Raw genomic sequence first — 15,884 nt, 5'->3', positions numbered from 1 at the left:
ACAAAAAAATATAACCATTAAGGAAGATGAAGAGAATAAGATAAGATTCATCAAAGATGGATGAAGCAGCTCGCTAAAAACATAGCTTCAGCTATGATCTTAACTATTCTTAATGACTTAAAAATTCTTAATGGTTTAAAAAATTTTACCCCAATTAATCATTTAAAAAAAATTATTAAAAATACACACTCATGAAAAAAAACAGAACAGACTTTCAACCCCGGCTTGGGAAAGGCCGGAAGAAGCATTGCGGCTTACAGCAGATGGAAACATTTTTTCAACTCAATGATCTTGTAGCATCCAAAGAGCTTTTAAACAGCATTATGAGCTATGCCCTTAAAAGAAACAGCTGGATAAAAGAGGATCCGTCCGTCATCAAGCATTTTCATCAGGCGATGCGTTCATTCATCCGAGCAGGCTACCTTATCATACTGAAGGAAAAGAAATTGGTGGCCAATCCTCAGTTGGAAGAAGTCTCTCCGTTGGTTCTTGGCTTGCTTACAGAGAAGGAATACCAAAAACCTCTATTGGTGTTTAAGAAAGCATTCAAAGAGTACAGCATCAAAGAATTTGATTATTTTATTTCCGGGATGGTTTATTTCTCAATGGGAACCTATGATAATCTACCGGAAAGGAACATGATAAACCCGTACATTCATCTGATTAAAATGCTGGATGCTGCGTATCTTATTCTTGAAAGGAGAAGGAAAAAATAAAAATGGCTCAAACAATATTATTATAATAGTATATAATTTATAGTATTACAATATGTAAATTTGGGTCTAACTAAATTTATCACAACATACTGTTATCAAAATGAAATTAAACATTAAACTTTTTTCCATCTTCATTCTTTTTCTGGTTTCAACCTCTTCTTTTGCACAAAAGAAGACTCCTTTCAAATCAATGGAGAATTATTTGAGATTCCTGGAAAATGGGAATATAAAAACCAACTTAAACAATCCGGACAATTTCACTTAAGCAATAAAGACGAAAAAATAAGTTTGCTGATTTCTGTAAGAAAACCTGAAAAATTTGAATTTTATAAAGAAGGCTTAACAGAAAAAGAATTGCTGAATGCATTTTACAAATGGGAATATGATTACTGGGCCTCTTCAACCGGAGTGAAAGCTGAAGTTTCCGAAATAAAACGAAACGAAGATAAAAATTATATTATCTGGAAAATTATTGTAAAAAACATGCCTCAGAATGATCATAAGGACCGTACTTCCTATTTGCTATATGCCGTTAGAAATAACAATCTGATTTCATTTAATCTCACCAATAATACCGATAAAAAAGTACCATTAACTGAAGCAGAATCAGTGGAACTTCTTGAAAAAATTTATTTGAAATAAAAATATAAACCTGCCCCGAAAGGCAGTCTGCCTTTATGTAAAAAAATAAATCCGAAACTTCCGGTTTCGGATTTACTGTTCTCCCGCTGCGAAAACTCTCCCGACTTTGGATCAGTTTCAAAAGTTGGGGAGGTTGGAATATTTATACCTATCCCATATAAATGTAACGCAAAGTTTTCACTATTCTTGCGAATTATTTTAGGGGAGCAAAGGTTGGAATCAAGAAGTTGATTCTTTCTAAGCGCATGCATACCCATAAAGCTTCATCAGCGACTTTGTCACTTTCTTAGCCTCCTCATTAATAAGGAATTGCGCATCTTGCCTTTGCGTTTTGTAAAACTACAGAATACAGCTTATGGATGGAAAGGACAGAACATTTTTTCTCTTCAGATCACCAAACTTTTTGCATAGTTCCCAAGTTTTGCACCTGACACCCGACTTTGCGCAAAAAAATCACTCAAAGTTAATAAAAACACCTCCCCCCCCTTCATGAAGGGGGTGCAGGCCCTTCCAAACTCCCGGCAAACACTTATATAATTAGCGGCAGACACTTGTATAAATGCCCAGACTCTTTTCTTAACGGCCTGTACCCATTATGTAATTGTATAGAACCATTTCACTAAATCCTCTCAGCTACTTTATGGAGTAGTTCTTGTCACTTCTGAACTTCCCTCAGACACTTATGTAATTGTCATTAGACACTAGTGTTAATGGCCAGACTTCCTTTCATAAGGGGTTATCCCCCTTGTGCAACCCCCTGTACTCCCTTCAAAAAGTCCCACCGGCAGCTTCCATAGGTCTCTGAAACCTCTTTGGTAAGCGGTTATACACGGTCTCCGCAAATTCTCATGACTTTGCTGAAATAAAATAAAATCCACCAACACTCTAATTTTTATCCATAAACTTTCTCTTATCTTTGTTTCAATAACGATCTGATCAATGCTGGCGACGTAATTCCAAAACAAAATATGGCAACAAAAGAAGAATTCAGGAACAGAAAAAAGAAATTAAATGATGATTTCTTCGTGATGGGCTCCGTAGCCAATCCTGCAACTGAAGAACAAATTAAAAAATATGAAGAAAGCACAGGGTATACCTTCAGCGAAGATGTTAAGGATTTTCTAACCTCATTCGGTTCCCTAATTTTTGAAGTCAAGGAAGAGATCTGGAAACGTCCCCAGGAATTTGATGTTCTTCCAAGCTGGAAATTCGGATATGGCTTTTTTGTGTACGGACTTTCGCAGGATGAAGAAATGCCTTCATGGATGGGATTTCAAGAAAAGCATCAGGAAGCTCTTGAGTATAAAGAAAAGCCATTGGGACAACTGTTTTTCAAGCGCAGTGGAAATCTCTACAGAGCCTATACCGACAACGGAATCATAAAAATTGAGTATGACAAATACGACGAGGAAGATTATGAAGTATTTGAAGGAAATATTTACGATTTTTTAATTGAAGAAATTAATAATTTAGAACAAGATTATCTGGAATATATCAACGAAGGAAAATCCTGATAATTTCTGACTTTAAGATTATAAAACAAAAACACTAAAACTTACTACCATTGAAAACAAAATTATTATTCTTTTCATTTTTGGGCTCACTGCTCACCTATGCACAAACGCTTCATTTTAAAAGTCTCGCTAATATGTCCGTTGGCAGAGGTGCCACCACCAGTGTCATTGTTGATAATAACATCTATGTGAGCAATGGATATCTGGAAAGCGGAGGAAACGCCAATTATATTGAAAAATATAATATTACGGATAACAAATGGAGTATTCTCAATGTTACTTTAAGTCCCAAAAAATTTGCGAATTCGGAGACTTACGATCATAAAATTTATATTTTTAACGGTTGGGGAAACAGCCATCTTGAAATTGTAGATCTTGAAACCCAACAGGTAACGAAGGGCGCAGTTAACCGTTCTTACACAGGACATGCAGGTTCTGCCATCCATAACGGCAAAATATATGTGTTCGGCGGCAGCGGGCTCAGCGGTGCTGCAACTACTGTATTTTCTAATAGATTCCAGTATTATGATATTGCTTCCAATACCTGGCATCCACTACCTGATATGCCCACAGCAAGAGAAGCCAAGGGGAAAATTGTGAATGATAAATTGTATGTCATTGGTGGTTTTAACGGTACTTCATCCCGTCTGATCAATGTTTACGACGTCAATACTAATCTCTGGACCGATCAATATACAATGCCTGCCGGGATATCCGGACATTCATTAGCCGTATCGGGTAATAAGATTTTTATAGCAGGAGGTTATAATAATCAGACTTTTCTGGCCTATTTTGATACTACAACCAATAAATTCCATCAGTTGTCATCCAATATGATTCCCAGAAGACATGCTGCAGCGGAAGTATATAACGATAAATTATACATCATAGGCGGAAGTACAACGTCTTCAACCAAATCAGCTATTAAAAGTTTACAAGCAGCTGATATTACCGAGAGTGCCCTATCGTCAAATACAGCCGCTGAAGCTCGTGAGACCAAAACAAGAGTGTATACCAATGCGCAGAAGGACGGTTTTATCATCAGCAATAAAAATAACAGCAATCAATTTGAATTTACCGTTTACTCCGTAGATGGAAAGGAAATAAGTAAAGGTTTTGCTTACTATAATAAGACGATAGATCTATCCAGAGTAAAGCCCGGAAATTATATTTTTAGTTTTAAAAATGAGCTAGGAGTTTTACAGCAGGTTAAAATTTTCAGGTAATAATAAGCATCAAACATTACAATCCGGCATCCGTTTCAAAAAATAATCTGGAACAGATGAATACCAAGCAAAGACAAGTTCTATGGAAGGTATTATTCAATAAATAAAAACAAAATTAACATATGAAAAATGTAATCTTATTCTTTTCTATCCTATATTCATTAGCTCTATATTCACAGGAAAAACCCAATTATCCGGAACCGGAAAAAGGGATGAAAAGAGTAGATCTTACACTGCCAAAAATTGAGAACTACAAAGACTATAAAGTTGAAATAAAATTTGGGATGGAAATGGAAGTTTCTGAATGCTCATCTGTTGAAGATTTCAGTTTTAATAATAAGAATTTAGTAGAAAAATTTGCAATTCAGCCGTACAGATACCCTTACTACGAATTACCCAAAGAAATGCCAATAGAGATGCTAACCTTTAACAAGTCGAATTGCGATGAAACCAAGAAGGTAAAAAAGAAAGTTTTAAGCTCTCAGAATATCTTTAGAGAATATAATGGGTATTATGCAATTCCGTTCTACATTCCTGAAAAATGGACTGTAGAATATAGATTGTGGAAAGTAAATTCAGAATTTAAAAGTGCAGGACTGTAGAACGAAATGATGAAAAAAAAAATAATATTAGGAATACTGTTCTCCATTTCAATATTTTCTAAGATTGGAGCTCAGGATTTTTTACAAAAACTTGACAAGGAGTTTTGTGTTTGTTTATCTAGTAAAACAAACTATACTGATGAAACATTTAAAATTTGTTCATATGAAGTAATTTCAAAGCTTCAGAAAGACCTTGAAAACTATCATAAAAATACAGCTAACAAAAATAAAGATGATTTCATGAAAGATTTTATGGTCAGGTTAATAAATAATTGTGATCCTTTCTTTACTCACATGATCGATTTAAAGAAAACAGGAATGAACAAGTTTAGAAATGATTATAAAGAAATAAGTATTGATTCTCTAAAAATAAATTTACAGACACAAAGCTTTTAGATGATTATCTGGAAATGGCAAATTGGTATTTTGCCAATAACAAAACTGAAGAAGCTGAAAGGATGTATAAAGAAATTCTAAAAAATGAACCCAACCAAACGGAAGCAGCCTGTATGTTAGGATTACTTTATGATGAATTGGGAAAATACCAAGAAGCAAAAATTTTATACGACAAAGTGTATAAAAATACAGGAAATATACAGTATAGATTGTATTCAGAAATGGATTTGAAAAGGATAAAATAGTAAAAAAAGGAGGTTCAGCCATTTTACTTGATGGATATGATGATATGAAAAACGACTGTACAAAATATATTGAACTGCAATGGAAACAAGCATAACCTCACTTCATAAAAACATGAAAAAAGCATTTGAATTTCTCACCCATTTAAAAGAAAATAACAATCGGGAATGGTTTGCGAAACACAAATCTGAATATGATGTCATTGTAAAAGAAAACAAAGTTTTTTTTAATCAGATTTATACCGAGCTTCAGGAATATGATAACCTGAAAGGAATTCATATTTTCAGGATTTACAAGGATGTTCGTTTTTCCAAAGACCAAACGCCATATAAAATCAATTTCGGAGTTGGATATTCCCGTTCGAAACCAATGCTGAGAGGTGGATATTATATTCAGCTGGAACCGGGCAACAGTTTTGTAGGTGGTGGATTCTGGGGGCCTGAAGCCAAAGATTTACTTCGCATCCGTAAAGAATTTGAAATCAGCAGTTCAGAAATTGATAAAATTATCTCGGACAAAACTTTTGTGAAATATTTTGGAGAACTTCAAGGAGATTCTGTAAAAACAGCACCACGGGGTTTTGATAAAAGTCATCCGGCTATAGATTTAATCAGAAAAAACAATTTCTGGTAATGCGGAAATTTACAGATAAAGAGGTTTTATCTGACAACTTTCAAACAGAAGCCCTTCTAACTTTGCTTGCCATGCGGCCTTTTTTTGATTATATGAGTGAAGTGCTGACAACGGATTTGAATGGAGAACCTTTGTTTTAAAATAGGAAATATTAGTACCAGAATATTTCTAACTATATGAAATTTCTTTATTTTAAGTTTTAAACAATTAAATAATAAGTAATATTATCTTTTCAAAAATGAAGCTAACACTGCAAATTTTAATGTTATCCATCATTGATTTTCTCATTATATGGAGCTGGTTTTACTATGTTGACCCTGATCCCAGCATTTCAATTGCAGTTGTAATAATTTATCCCTTATTATTTTTCATTAATCTGCTTGCAGGAGTTATTTTATGGCTGACAAAGAAAAGAAATTTATCACTGCTGTTTATCATCAATTCTGTTGTTACCGTTATAATCGCTAGTTTTCTTTGGCCAAATGCTATCAGACGACACCAAAGTCGAATTTGGATCAGCTATAGCTTTCCTCACAATGCAAAAAATTATCATATCAGCATTCACAAACCTGATCATACATTTATGATCACAGAATCTGTAAATCCTGGAAGCTCATCTTCATTTCAGGAAGGAATTTGCAACTATGAAAGCGGAAAAATAATTTTAAAAACAGATTCTACCCGATATATTATTGAACACGATGTATTAACAGGATTTACAAAAAATAAAATACAGTTAAAAAAGGAATAATACCCCTTTATAAAACATACTCAAATAAAGCCATGAAAAACATAGCCTTATTCATTTTCGCTTCTTTTATAGTATTGAGCTGTTCCGAGGACTCAATACGATCACTAGATTTTAGTGATTTTAAATTAAATGCTCCAAGAAGTTGGAAAAAATTGAAACCGGAAGCTTGTGATAGTAATGCAGGAATTATTATCACAAAAAATAATGATTCCATTTTCTACGATTATGGACCTTATTCAAATTCTCTTGAACAGCTTTTAGCTCCTGTTATCAACCGAAAAAATTTGACTGAACTCTTAAAAGTAAATCCAAAAATTGACACTACATTATTTATTATCCTCAATGAAAATGAGAATCAGGAGCATTTCATTAAAAGTAAAATAACCTATAAAAAAATTGATGGGTACAAGGCAAAAATATTAGAGCCCAAAAAAGTAGGCAAAGGAATGACAGGAGTTTATATCGACAGCCTCAAGACTGGATCAATAGGAAAAATCAGTTTCAATCTATATGGGACAAATCTGAAGAAAGAAAGTCAGGTAGAACTTTTAAAAGCAATTCAGACATTACAGTTTGCAAAATAATATTCAGTACACAGAAAAAATAAGAACCTCTTTTTTTATAATTTCCGCCAATTAAAAACAATCCATGAAAATAAAAATTCTTCTCCTTCTTTTATTCATCGTCAATCTTGTCAAAGCACAAATCACAGAGAAAATAACCATTCCCAGTGGAGTAGTTTATCTTTATGCAGACGATAAAACAAACGAAAAAGTAAAAAAATCGCTCACAGAAAGTCTTCAAAATGCAACCAATTATGATATATTGGGAGATAATCTAATGATTGGTCCTACCCTTTGGAAACAGTTTAAAAATATTGAAATTTTACACAGCATTCCCGATAATGTAACCTTCCATATTGACGAAATGGAAGTAGAGGGCAAGGTATCCCGAAAACTGGATGACTCAAAAAAGATATGGAATGAATTTAAAAAAGAAATTTCTGGGAATTATCAGATTAGAAAAGCCAATGAAGATGAATTAAAATATTACTGGTCTACCATTTCATTTGACATCGAAGAGCCTTTATTCATTCTGCAAACCGAAAACCATCGGTATATTTTAAACTTCCTTAAAAAAAATCAAAAATTATTATGGCTGGATGAGTTTCCGTACAAAAATTCTTACAACAACCCTATTGACAAAGGTACATATACAACTGAAGGAACCATCAAAACTTATAAAAATGGTAATGAAGTCTATGTTACCGATAAAGGCAATAAAGAAACTAAACTAGAGAAAGTCATATTTTTGACCGGTGATTCTGAATTAAAGGCCAATTCTTCCATTGAGGATATTAAATCTGTTATTGATAAAACCAACAAAATTTTCGATAATTTGTTTAAAGACTCAAAAAGTGAGGGAAAAATAATGGTTCAATTCGAATTAGGAGTAAAGAAAAATGACATTCAGTTTGCTGTCAAAGATGATCTGGATCTGGAAATTATGAAAGAATTTGAGAAGCGAGTGAATGAAGAAAAATATCCTCATTCAAAGAAAGACACTATAAAATTCCAGCTGATTTATAAAGTTAATGCTTATAACGACAATGAATAAACTTCCTCTCATACAGTTTTCACCATTTTCTTTTTATATTTTTGCTATTCTGAAAAAATTATCAAAAAACCATGAAACTTTATATTTTCTCTTTTCTTATCTGCATTTTCAATCTGACTGCTGCACAGGAAAAACAATATCAATCCATAAAAAAAGGAGACTTTCCGGAAGGTATTTATATGACCTTAGAAGATGTACTGAATAAAAAACCTTCATCCACTGAAGAAGTTTATTTCAAAACCTGTGAAAAGTGTGATTCTATTGCTATGCCCGAAAAAGCATTTTTTATTTTAAACAAAAAAATAAAAAAGTGAGAATCCCATTAGGCGTTTCGCACCAGGGAGAAATGTATTTTCAGACCTATAGAAAATATACCAACAAGAAAGACAATGGATATGATCCTGACCAGTATTCAAGATTTTGCAAAGTTCTGAATTATGGTAGATTCATTTATTTTGAAGAAAACATGAAAGGTCTATGGTCGAAGGCTTTTTTAGGAGCATTAAGTCCTCTTACCTACTCCATCAATGGAAAAACTAAAGGAATAGTCTTAGATTTAGAGAATAAAGAATTTAATATTCTTCAAAACTGTATAGATTTGAACGATTTCTTATTAAAACATGATCTCCCGGAAATCCAATGTAACTCAGAAACTTTTACAATTGGAGATTTGAGGGCAAAAATTGAAGAAATAAACTTGTCTTACCGCTAGGTGTATGTTGACAATATATTGAAAGCCGTTCCGTTGTAAGAGTGGTTTTACTATTTTATAAATTTTATTCTAATAAACCATTTCAATAAATATAAAATCTTATTAACTCAACCATGAATCAAAATCAACAATATGAAGATTTCTTTCAGGAGCGCAGTTCATATTACCTTGAAAAACTAAACCTTTTTGAAAAAGGAAAAAATTCACCTTTAATTATGCCGCTTTTATCTTTGGAGTATTTTGGTTCCTCTATAGAAAAATGTATCTGGAAGCCATAGTCATTTACTCATTCTTCTATATCGAAAGTTGTCTTGAAAATTTTTTCTTACCCAAAATAATCGGAACAGAGCAAACGAAACTGGTCAGTTATTGTGTCTCAATTATCATGCTCATTATAATAGGCTTTTGTGGAAATCTTCTTTACATCAACAAAGCAAAAAGAACAATAAAAAAAGTAGAGGAAAAATTCCCGGAATATGAACAGCAAAAAGAATATTTAAACAAAAAAGGAGGAACAACTCTTCTGTACGCAACTATTTTATTGATTATAATCATTGTAGCAGTAGCTTTGAGTTAAATATTTTTATAATTTTTAACTCAAAAAATCACATCATGGCAGCAAATATCATTTCGTTTTACAGCATAAAAAATTTAAGTTTTCGAATAAAATCAACCTGCCATTTTATTCTTTTTTTTCTGATTTTTTCTTGTATATGTTGTAAAAAAGCTCAGGATGATAATCGTTTCATTACCTATCGGACAAATCCTGAGAAGCAAAACATACACATGTACTGGAAAAACGACAAAGGAGAAATATTGAAAAGTATTGATCACCTGAATCACTATGTTCAGGCTAAAAATAAAAAATTAGTATTCGCGATGAATGGAGGGATGTTTGAACCTGACAACGCTCCGAAAGGGCTGTACATTGAGAATTTTAAAATCCTGAAATCCATAGATACACTTCAGGGTGCAGGCAATTTTTATCTTCAGCCAAACGGAATATTGTATATAACCCAAAACAATCACGCAGGAATTATTGAGACTAAAAAATACAGGCAAAATAAAAGTATCCGATATGCCACCCAATCCGGCCCCATACTGATAACAAACGGAAAAATCAATCCGATCTTTCAGGAAAAGTCTAAAAATATGAACATCAGAAATGGCGTAGGAATTCTGGAAAACGGAGAACTTATCTTTGCGATGTCTAAGAAAGAAATAAGTTTTTATGATTTTGCACAACACTTCAAAAGCTTAGGCTGTAAAGAGGCGCTCTATCTTGACGGATATGTTTCCAGAACTTATCTCCCTGAAAAAAACTGGAGCCAGCAAGATGGAAATTTTGGAGTGATCATAGGAGTTACAGAACCTTCAAAGTAAAAACAAAGTTATCCCCAATTTCATAATGAGGAAATAAAATATAACTATCTTTCCTCTCATTTTATAAAACTCAAACCTAAATCACCAATTATTAAGCATGAAAAAAGTAATATTAGATCTGGCCACTACTTTAGACGGATTTATTGAAGGACCCAACGGAGAAACCGACTGGTGTATCATGGATGATGATATGGATTTTGATGGCTTTCTTTCTGGGATAGACACTATTTTTTACGGAAGAGTAAGCTACGACGCCTGGGGAAATTATCAGCCCGAGGATAATGCAGGTCCGGAAGAACAAAAGCTTTGGGAAGCGGTTCATTCAAAAAATAAATTTGTCTTTTCCAGTCAAAATAGAGAAGATGAAAATGCTGTTTTTATCAGTTCTGACATTGTGGATAAAGTTTCGGAAATAAAAAATCAGGGAGGAAAGGACATTTGGCTGTATGGAGGTGCAAGTCTTATTAAAACATTTATTCAGCACGATCTTATTGACACTTACAGAATATCCGTACATCCGATTGCTCTGGGGAAAGGGAAGCCTCTTTTTGAAGATTTAAAAGAAAGATTACATCTAAAACTTGTCAAGACCAATGTCTTCAAATCCGGTGTCGTACAACTTATTTATGAAGTTTAAACTAAAAATCCAGAAGATATGAATGCCCAGCTCAGCACCATTATTTTGTATGTAAAAGATGTGCACTTACTCAAAATTTTCTATGTGGAAAACTTCAATCTGAAAGTAATTGAAGAAGATCCTGTATGGGTTTTACTTGATGCCGGAGGTGCTTATATTGGTTTACACAAAATCGGAGATCAGTATCTTGAAGAAATAGAAGCAGATCATGTTTTTGACAATAATACCAAAACTGTTTTTGATATTGACATGGATATAAAAGCCGCAAAAAATGATCTGGTTTCAAAAAACGTTCGGATGAGAGACATCAAAACTTTTGACAACTACCCTTTCTGGCTTTGTGACGGAACTGATCCTGAAGGAAATGTATTTCAGCTAAGAAGCAAAAAATAAGTAATATTCTCCATGAAAAAGATAATTGCAGCCACCAGTCTGATTTTAATTCTTACTTTTTTTTACTATCCTGTTTTTGATGACAAAAAAATTTCGTTTGCTATTATTTTTCTGTGCTTTGTAGTTCTGGTATTTTCAATAGCTAAGCTCTATTCTCCCGACGAAAAAGATTATGAGTCATTTGAAAAAGAAATGGACACATTACATGATTTTGATGGAATTTTTCAATATACAAACGATGGGTTTTACTTCAAACAGAATAATACAACCGAATTTATAAAATGGGATGAGATAACATCTGTTTATTTTTTAGGATTCCTACACCATTTGGTAAAAGGCAATCTGGGCTGGAAATCATTACCTATAAAAAAAGTTATGAATTTGATAATCAGGTAACTCCTGGAATTGTAAAATTAGAAGATCAACTTTCTACTCATCTTCCGGCTTGGGAACTCGATTCACCAACGGTTAGGATGAATAATTTCGGGCTTAAGAAGACCTTGTTGTTTGAAAGGAAAGCTATATAATTAATACTTTTATGTATGCCAATCATTATTAAAATAAAAAACAAAACCAATTGGACAGTAGCCATTATATTGGGTTTAGGTCTATTGATGCTGTCTTTTATTATTCTGATTATTATTACTCTTACTCTTATGAGTCTTCAGGCAGAAGGTTTTTATGCTGTTTTAAGCTATGTTTCGTCTGCCACTCCTTTTGCAGCTTTTTTTATACTCTTTTTATATTTCTGGTTATGGAATACTTTTGGAAAAACAATTCTCACTATTGAACCCGAACAAATAACAGTCCGATATAAAAACAAACTATTTACAAAACCTAAAATTTATCTGAAAAAAGAAATTAATCAGTTTCAGGTAAAAGATTTTCAAGTAGAAAAGTATAAGTTGGGAACCCGATATCATTTTTCTCTGAGTGGCTCAACCTATTCTGTTATTCTTATACAAAACGGCAATGAAACAAGAATTGTAGACTGGATCACTGAAACCAAAGCCAGTGAAATAGTAAATGAAATAAAAAAAATGTGGTCTTAAAATGAAAAAAACAGATCAATCAAAACATAATATCTGTATCTCAAAAATAAAGAGAAGCACCATTAAGCAATACGATGATTTTCAATGGACAAAGTTTTATGAAGATAATCATTCTTTTTTTAATGCATATCCAGACATTTCTATCCAGTTAAATGGAGAAGAACTTCTTATCTGTTCTACAATAATCAATTCAGATAATTATAGTATTTTGACAACTCAGAAATTGATCACATTAGAAAACAGAATTTTGGAATCGGGATTTATTATACATGCAAAAAATGAATTGTATGGAAACTTTAAAGGGTATGAAAATGAGAAATATACTTTCGGAAAGATCATCCTGGAAAATCGAAAAACCATGAAATATTTTATTGAAACAGGGAAAGCTTCTATGATTATGATCAGTGCTGTTAAGACTTTAATTCAAATTGCATAAAAAATCTTCTATTCTACTTCAATAATTTTTTTCAAATCCCATGTAATATTATAACACCTAAAAGTGTCTTATTTAAAAAAATTACATGAGATCTATTTTAATCTGTATCGTGGTATTGCTTTCGGTACATCCTCTTTTTTCACAGAAATCTAAAAAACTGGAACAGTTATTCTCAACTTATGAAAAAGCCGGTTTGTTTAGCGGTTCTGTTTTGATTGCTGAAAAAGGAAACATTATTTTTGAAAAAAGTTACGGCTATAGAAATGCTCCTAAAAAAGAGAAAAATACCAATAACAGCCTTTATCGTGTTTTCTCTACGACAAAAATGTTTACTGCAACCGTTATTTGTCAGCTGGAAGAACAGGGTAAACTATCCCTGAATGACAAACTATCCAAATACTATCCTGATTTTCCGAAGGGCGACAGTATTACCATTGCCCATCTGCTTTCCCACACTTCAGGAATTCCTAATGATACAAATTCTGAGTATACTGTAGATGAAGCAACATTTTTAAAATATATCTCAGCAAAACCTTTGAACTTTTCCCCTGGCAAAGATTGGGACTACTCCAATTCCGGATATTATATTCTAAGTTATATTATTAAAAAAATTACAGGTCTGAATTATGACGAAGTCATTGAAAATAGTATTCTGAAACCACTGAAAATGAATCACAGTGGATTTCATTTCAATGATGTGACCGATGAAAACAAAGCATTGGGATATGAATTTGTATCTGATAAAAGATCCAACGAAGCATTACGTTTTAAAACCGACCATCCTTTCGGAGCAGGAGCCATGTATTCTACTGTGGAAGATCTTTTTAAATTCAATGAAGCGTTAAAGAATTACACTATCCTAAAAAAAGAAACGACGGACAAAGCTTTTACTCCTTATCTTAAGGATCACTATGGTTTAGGGTTCCAGATTTCAAATGATTCTGGAAAAAAAGAGTGGGTCATGATGGAGGTGGACCCGGTTACAGAAGCAGATATTACAGAGTTCTGGATGATGATATTTGTGTGATTTTAATTTCAAATTCAGAACTTTCTCATTCTGATTTTATTATTCCTCAAGTAGAAAAAATACTGTACAATAAGCCATACAGCATTCCAGCGATTGCAAAAGTGAGTACAGAAGATCTAAACAAGCTGGAAGGTGTTTATTCTTCAGAAAAAACAAATTTTTATATAAAAAGTATTGATGGAAAGCTTATTTTCAAAGAAGGGAGTTATCCAAGAAATGTTTTATTAGCAAAAAGCAAAACATCTTTTCAGCTGGATGAGAAATTCACCTGCACTTTCCAACCCAATCAAAATGGAAAAATAGATACTGTTGTTATTCATTTCTGGGATGGAACTGTAAAAACAGCCAAAAGAAACACCAATACCCTTACCTGGGGAATTATTGGAAATGCAACTCCAAACGGTTGGGACGGAAAAGATATTCCGCTGCAGACAGATCCTAAAAATCCGAATATTTATTTTCTGAAAAACTATACATTGAAAAAGGCAATCTGAAATTCAGATTTAATAATGATTGGGGATACAGCCTTGGGCTGAATAATGATAATAAAAGTATTGCCTTTGATGCCTATGATTTTCCTATCAATGAAAATGGAGTTTATGATATTATTCTCGACATGACTAATATTGTACAACCGCAATACAGCATTAAAAAATCAAATCCATAAAACAGGAATTCACAAAGTAAAAAATACATATTTTAAAACCGTTTTGTTTTCAGAACGGTTTTTATTTTTAATATCCATTACTATTTTTTATTACTTTTATCTTACACAAAATCAAAACACAAAATATAATCTATGCCTCATTTTATTATAGATTGTTCACAGGATATTCTTCAGGAAAGAACACCCGATGAATTAATGGAAGCCGTTTATGACGTGGCTAATGCAACAGGTATATTTGCTCCCAATGATATCAAAGTAAGGCTTCAGCCCTATCAATATTACAAATTAGGTGCAGGCAAGAAAAATTTTTGCATGTGTTCGGGTATATTATGCAAGGGCGCACCACCGAACAAAAAGCTGAGCTTTCCAGACAGATCAGTACACAACTTTTAGAATTACTGCCTGATATTTCTTTTCTTTCTGTAAGCATTAGTGATTTTGAAGCTGCAATCTACAGTAACAAAGCACTTATCAATCCGGAAAACACAGATAAAGACCGGCATTTCGGATTATAACACCTTCTTTTAAACCCAATAAACATTAATATTATGAGCTTAAAAACATTAGTCAACAAAACCGTACAGTACAACAACTGGGTAGTCAATAAATATATTGACTGGTTATCCACAAAGTCTGACGAACAGCTGAATCAGGAAACGATTTCAAGTTTTCCGACTATTTTAAAAACATTACACCACATCTGGCAAACTCAGGAATACTGGTGGAGCCATATTTCTGAAAAGAATGATTTTGATTTTACTAAAACTACAGAAACTACCAGTAAAGAAGATGTTTTCAATGCGATAAGAAACAATTCACAAATGCTGGTAGATTATGTGGAAAGCTTATCTGAGGAAGATCTTTCAAAAAATGTAAAAATAGAATCCCAATGGTTTCAGTGTGATTTTTCTAAATATGAATATATCCAGCATGCCATTATCCATGGAACTTATCACAGAGGACAAATCGTAACAATGGGAAGAAATATCGGAATCACATATGCTCCTATGACCGATTTCAACTTCTGGAATATCTATAAAGACCAGCAATAAAATCAACAATTTTGTGGATAACTTTGAAATAGAATCCAGCCCACAAACCAACATTTAATTAAATTACTGGTTTTAAACAATTTAAATCAAAAACAATCAGTTATCCACATCTCTAAATATTTGTGGATAACTTTTCATACCTTAATTTATATCTGTGGATAAACTATGGATAATTTTTTCAACCA

Annotated in this window: 22 protein-coding genes and 2 pseudogenes; all 24 read left to right on the top strand. The window is 32.8% G+C overall.

Annotated elements, in window-relative coordinates:
• Nucleotides 1-191 precede the first annotated feature (191 nt).
• The 24 genes and pseudogenes from BOQ62_RS06005 to BOQ62_RS05895 all read left to right on the top strand — a co-directional run bounded on the left by BOQ62_RS06005 (nt 192) and on the right by BOQ62_RS05895 (nt 15,699).
• Nucleotides 192-716, top strand: coding sequence for a hypothetical protein (locus BOQ62_RS06005; protein ID WP_129037922.1), 525 nt, complete (start codon nt 192-194; stop codon nt 714-716).
• Nucleotides 717-1,004: 288 nt separating this feature from the next.
• Nucleotides 1,005-1,358 carry a hypothetical protein gene (locus BOQ62_RS06000; RefSeq protein WP_129037920.1) on the top strand — a complete coding sequence of 118 codons (354 nt, stop codon included), beginning with the start codon at nt 1,005-1,007 and terminating at the stop codon, nt 1,356-1,358.
• A 968-nt stretch (nt 1,359-2,326) separates the two neighbouring features.
• Nucleotides 2,327-2,872 carry an SMI1/KNR4 family protein gene (locus BOQ62_RS05995; RefSeq protein ID WP_129037918.1) on the top strand — a complete coding sequence of 182 codons (546 nt, stop codon included), beginning with the start codon at nt 2,327-2,329 and terminating at the stop codon, nt 2,870-2,872.
• 50 nt (nt 2,873-2,922) lie between these two features.
• The gene (locus BOQ62_RS05990; RefSeq protein WP_129037916.1) at nt 2,923-4,098 is read left to right on the top strand and encodes a T9SS C-terminal target domain-containing protein; all 1,176 of its coding nucleotides are present in this window, start codon (nt 2,923-2,925) and stop codon (nt 4,096-4,098) included.
• A gap of 122 nt (nt 4,099-4,220) precedes the next feature.
• The gene (locus BOQ62_RS05985; RefSeq protein ID WP_129037914.1) at nt 4,221-4,700 is read left to right on the top strand and encodes an ecotin family protein; all 480 of its coding nucleotides are present in this window, start codon (nt 4,221-4,223) and stop codon (nt 4,698-4,700) included.
• Nucleotides 4,701-4,706: 6 nt separating this feature from the next.
• Complete coding sequence (locus BOQ62_RS05980; protein WP_129037912.1) at nt 4,707-5,096, top strand: hypothetical protein; 390 nt, start codon at nt 4,707-4,709, stop codon at nt 5,094-5,096.
• Nucleotides 5,097-5,110: 14 nt separating this feature from the next.
• On the top strand, nt 5,111-5,341 hold the full coding sequence (locus BOQ62_RS05975) for a tetratricopeptide repeat protein (RefSeq protein WP_129037910.1): 231 nt from the start codon (nt 5,111-5,113) through the stop codon (nt 5,339-5,341).
• 112 nt (nt 5,342-5,453) lie between these two features.
• Nucleotides 5,454-6,112, top strand: a pseudogene (locus BOQ62_RS05970) (DUF2461 domain-containing protein).
• Nucleotides 6,113-6,210: 98 nt separating this feature from the next.
• Entirely contained in the window at nt 6,211-6,723 is a 513-nt protein-coding gene (locus BOQ62_RS05965; RefSeq protein ID WP_129037908.1) for a hypothetical protein, read from the top strand.
• A 32-nt stretch (nt 6,724-6,755) separates the two neighbouring features.
• Nucleotides 6,756-7,307, top strand: a complete 552-nt coding sequence (locus BOQ62_RS05960; RefSeq protein ID WP_129037906.1) for a hypothetical protein — start codon at nt 6,756-6,758, stop codon at nt 7,305-7,307.
• 64 nt (nt 7,308-7,371) lie between these two features.
• Entirely contained in the window at nt 7,372-8,340 is a 969-nt protein-coding gene (locus BOQ62_RS05955) for a hypothetical protein (RefSeq protein WP_129037904.1), read from the top strand.
• 71 nt (nt 8,341-8,411) lie between these two features.
• On the top strand, nt 8,412-8,654 hold the full coding sequence (locus tag BOQ62_RS05950) for a hypothetical protein (RefSeq protein ID WP_129037902.1): 243 nt from the start codon (nt 8,412-8,414) through the stop codon (nt 8,652-8,654).
• Nucleotides 8,651-9,052: a hypothetical protein gene (locus BOQ62_RS05945; protein WP_129037900.1), complete on the top strand. Its 402-nt coding sequence runs from the start codon at nt 8,651-8,653 to the stop codon at nt 9,050-9,052. The genes BOQ62_RS05950 and BOQ62_RS05945 overlap by 4 nt, the downstream gene beginning before the upstream one ends.
• 208 nt (nt 9,053-9,260) lie before the next feature.
• Nucleotides 9,261-9,629: pseudogene (locus BOQ62_RS05940) on the top strand (DUF2628 domain-containing protein); the annotation flags it as partial.
• A gap of 209 nt (nt 9,630-9,838) precedes the next feature.
• A complete protein-coding gene (locus tag BOQ62_RS05935; protein WP_228413757.1) occupies nt 9,839-10,435 on the top strand; it encodes a phosphodiester glycosidase family protein in 597 nt (198 codons plus the stop codon).
• 97 nt (nt 10,436-10,532) lie between these two features.
• Complete coding sequence (locus BOQ62_RS05930) at nt 10,533-11,072, top strand: dihydrofolate reductase family protein (RefSeq protein ID WP_129037895.1); 540 nt, start codon at nt 10,533-10,535, stop codon at nt 11,070-11,072.
• 18 nt (nt 11,073-11,090) lie between these two features.
• Nucleotides 11,091-11,465: a VOC family protein gene (locus BOQ62_RS05925; protein ID WP_129037893.1), complete on the top strand. Its 375-nt coding sequence runs from the start codon at nt 11,091-11,093 to the stop codon at nt 11,463-11,465.
• 12 nt (nt 11,466-11,477) lie between these two features.
• A complete protein-coding gene (locus BOQ62_RS05920) occupies nt 11,478-11,861 on the top strand; it encodes a hypothetical protein (RefSeq protein ID WP_228413755.1) in 384 nt (127 codons plus the stop codon).
• A gap of 146 nt (nt 11,862-12,007) precedes the next feature.
• Nucleotides 12,008-12,517, top strand: coding sequence for a hypothetical protein (locus BOQ62_RS05915; protein WP_129037891.1), 510 nt, complete (start codon nt 12,008-12,010; stop codon nt 12,515-12,517).
• A 1-nt stretch (nt 12,518) separates the two neighbouring features.
• A complete protein-coding gene (locus BOQ62_RS05910; RefSeq protein WP_129037889.1) occupies nt 12,519-12,953 on the top strand; it encodes a hypothetical protein in 435 nt (144 codons plus the stop codon).
• Nucleotides 12,954-13,038: 85 nt separating this feature from the next.
• A complete protein-coding gene (locus BOQ62_RS23005) occupies nt 13,039-13,980 on the top strand; it encodes a serine hydrolase domain-containing protein (RefSeq protein WP_228413753.1) in 942 nt (313 codons plus the stop codon).
• On the top strand, nt 13,977-14,474 hold the full coding sequence (locus BOQ62_RS23000; protein ID WP_228413751.1) for a hypothetical protein: 498 nt from the start codon (nt 13,977-13,979) through the stop codon (nt 14,472-14,474). The genes BOQ62_RS23005 and BOQ62_RS23000 overlap by 4 nt, the downstream gene beginning before the upstream one ends.
• A 487-nt stretch (nt 14,475-14,961) precedes the next feature.
• Entirely contained in the window at nt 14,962-15,162 is a 201-nt protein-coding gene (locus BOQ62_RS22995) for a hypothetical protein (protein WP_228413748.1), read from the top strand.
• Between the two features lie 33 nt (nt 15,163-15,195).
• Nucleotides 15,196-15,699 (top strand): DinB family protein, encoded by a 504-nt coding sequence (locus tag BOQ62_RS05895; protein WP_129037887.1) that lies wholly within the window; start codon nt 15,196-15,198, stop codon nt 15,697-15,699.
• Nucleotides 15,700-15,884: the final 185 nt, after the last annotated feature.

Source organism: Chryseobacterium sp. CH21 (assembly GCF_004119445.1).
GTDB lineage: Bacteria > Bacteroidota > Bacteroidia > Flavobacteriales > Weeksellaceae > Chryseobacterium.
The sequence above is the reverse complement of the archived record's forward strand: the minus strand, read 5'-3'. Positions and strand labels throughout refer to the sequence as shown.

Excerpts from the sequence above, each read along its gene's own strand:
- BOQ62_RS05895 (WP_129037887.1), top strand. The coding sequence starts at position 15,196 with ATGAGCTTAAAAACATTAGTCAACAAAACCGTACAGTACAACAACTGG.
- BOQ62_RS05975 (WP_129037910.1), top strand. The coding sequence starts at position 5,111 with ATGGCAAATTGGTATTTTGCCAATAACAAAACTGAAGAAGCTGAAAGG.
- BOQ62_RS05925 (WP_129037893.1), top strand. The coding sequence starts at position 11,091 with ATGAATGCCCAGCTCAGCACCATTATTTTGTATGTAAAAGATGTGCAC.
- BOQ62_RS05955 (WP_129037904.1), top strand. The coding sequence starts at position 7,372 with ATGAAAATAAAAATTCTTCTCCTTCTTTTATTCATCGTCAATCTTGTC.
- BOQ62_RS23005 (WP_228413753.1), top strand. The coding sequence starts at position 13,039 with ATGAGATCTATTTTAATCTGTATCGTGGTATTGCTTTCGGTACATCCT.
- BOQ62_RS05950 (WP_129037902.1), top strand. The coding sequence starts at position 8,412 with ATGAAACTTTATATTTTCTCTTTTCTTATCTGCATTTTCAATCTGACT.
- BOQ62_RS05965 (WP_129037908.1), top strand. The coding sequence starts at position 6,211 with ATGAAGCTAACACTGCAAATTTTAATGTTATCCATCATTGATTTTCTC.
- BOQ62_RS05995 (WP_129037918.1), top strand. The coding sequence starts at position 2,327 with ATGGCAACAAAAGAAGAATTCAGGAACAGAAAAAAGAAATTAAATGAT.
- BOQ62_RS05915 (WP_129037891.1), top strand. The coding sequence starts at position 12,008 with ATGCCAATCATTATTAAAATAAAAAACAAAACCAATTGGACAGTAGCC.
- BOQ62_RS05980 (WP_129037912.1), top strand. The coding sequence starts at position 4,707 with ATGATGAAAAAAAAAATAATATTAGGAATACTGTTCTCCATTTCAATA.
- BOQ62_RS05985 (WP_129037914.1), top strand. The coding sequence starts at position 4,221 with ATGAAAAATGTAATCTTATTCTTTTCTATCCTATATTCATTAGCTCTA.
- BOQ62_RS05935 (WP_228413757.1), top strand. The coding sequence starts at position 9,839 with ATGTACTGGAAAAACGACAAAGGAGAAATATTGAAAAGTATTGATCAC.
- BOQ62_RS05930 (WP_129037895.1), top strand. The coding sequence starts at position 10,533 with ATGAAAAAAGTAATATTAGATCTGGCCACTACTTTAGACGGATTTATT.
- BOQ62_RS06005 (WP_129037922.1), top strand. The coding sequence starts at position 192 with ATGAAAAAAAACAGAACAGACTTTCAACCCCGGCTTGGGAAAGGCCGG.
- BOQ62_RS05910 (WP_129037889.1), top strand. The coding sequence starts at position 12,519 with ATGAAAAAAACAGATCAATCAAAACATAATATCTGTATCTCAAAAATA.
- BOQ62_RS05920 (WP_228413755.1), top strand. The coding sequence starts at position 11,478 with ATGAAAAAGATAATTGCAGCCACCAGTCTGATTTTAATTCTTACTTTT.
- BOQ62_RS05960 (WP_129037906.1), top strand. The coding sequence starts at position 6,756 with ATGAAAAACATAGCCTTATTCATTTTCGCTTCTTTTATAGTATTGAGC.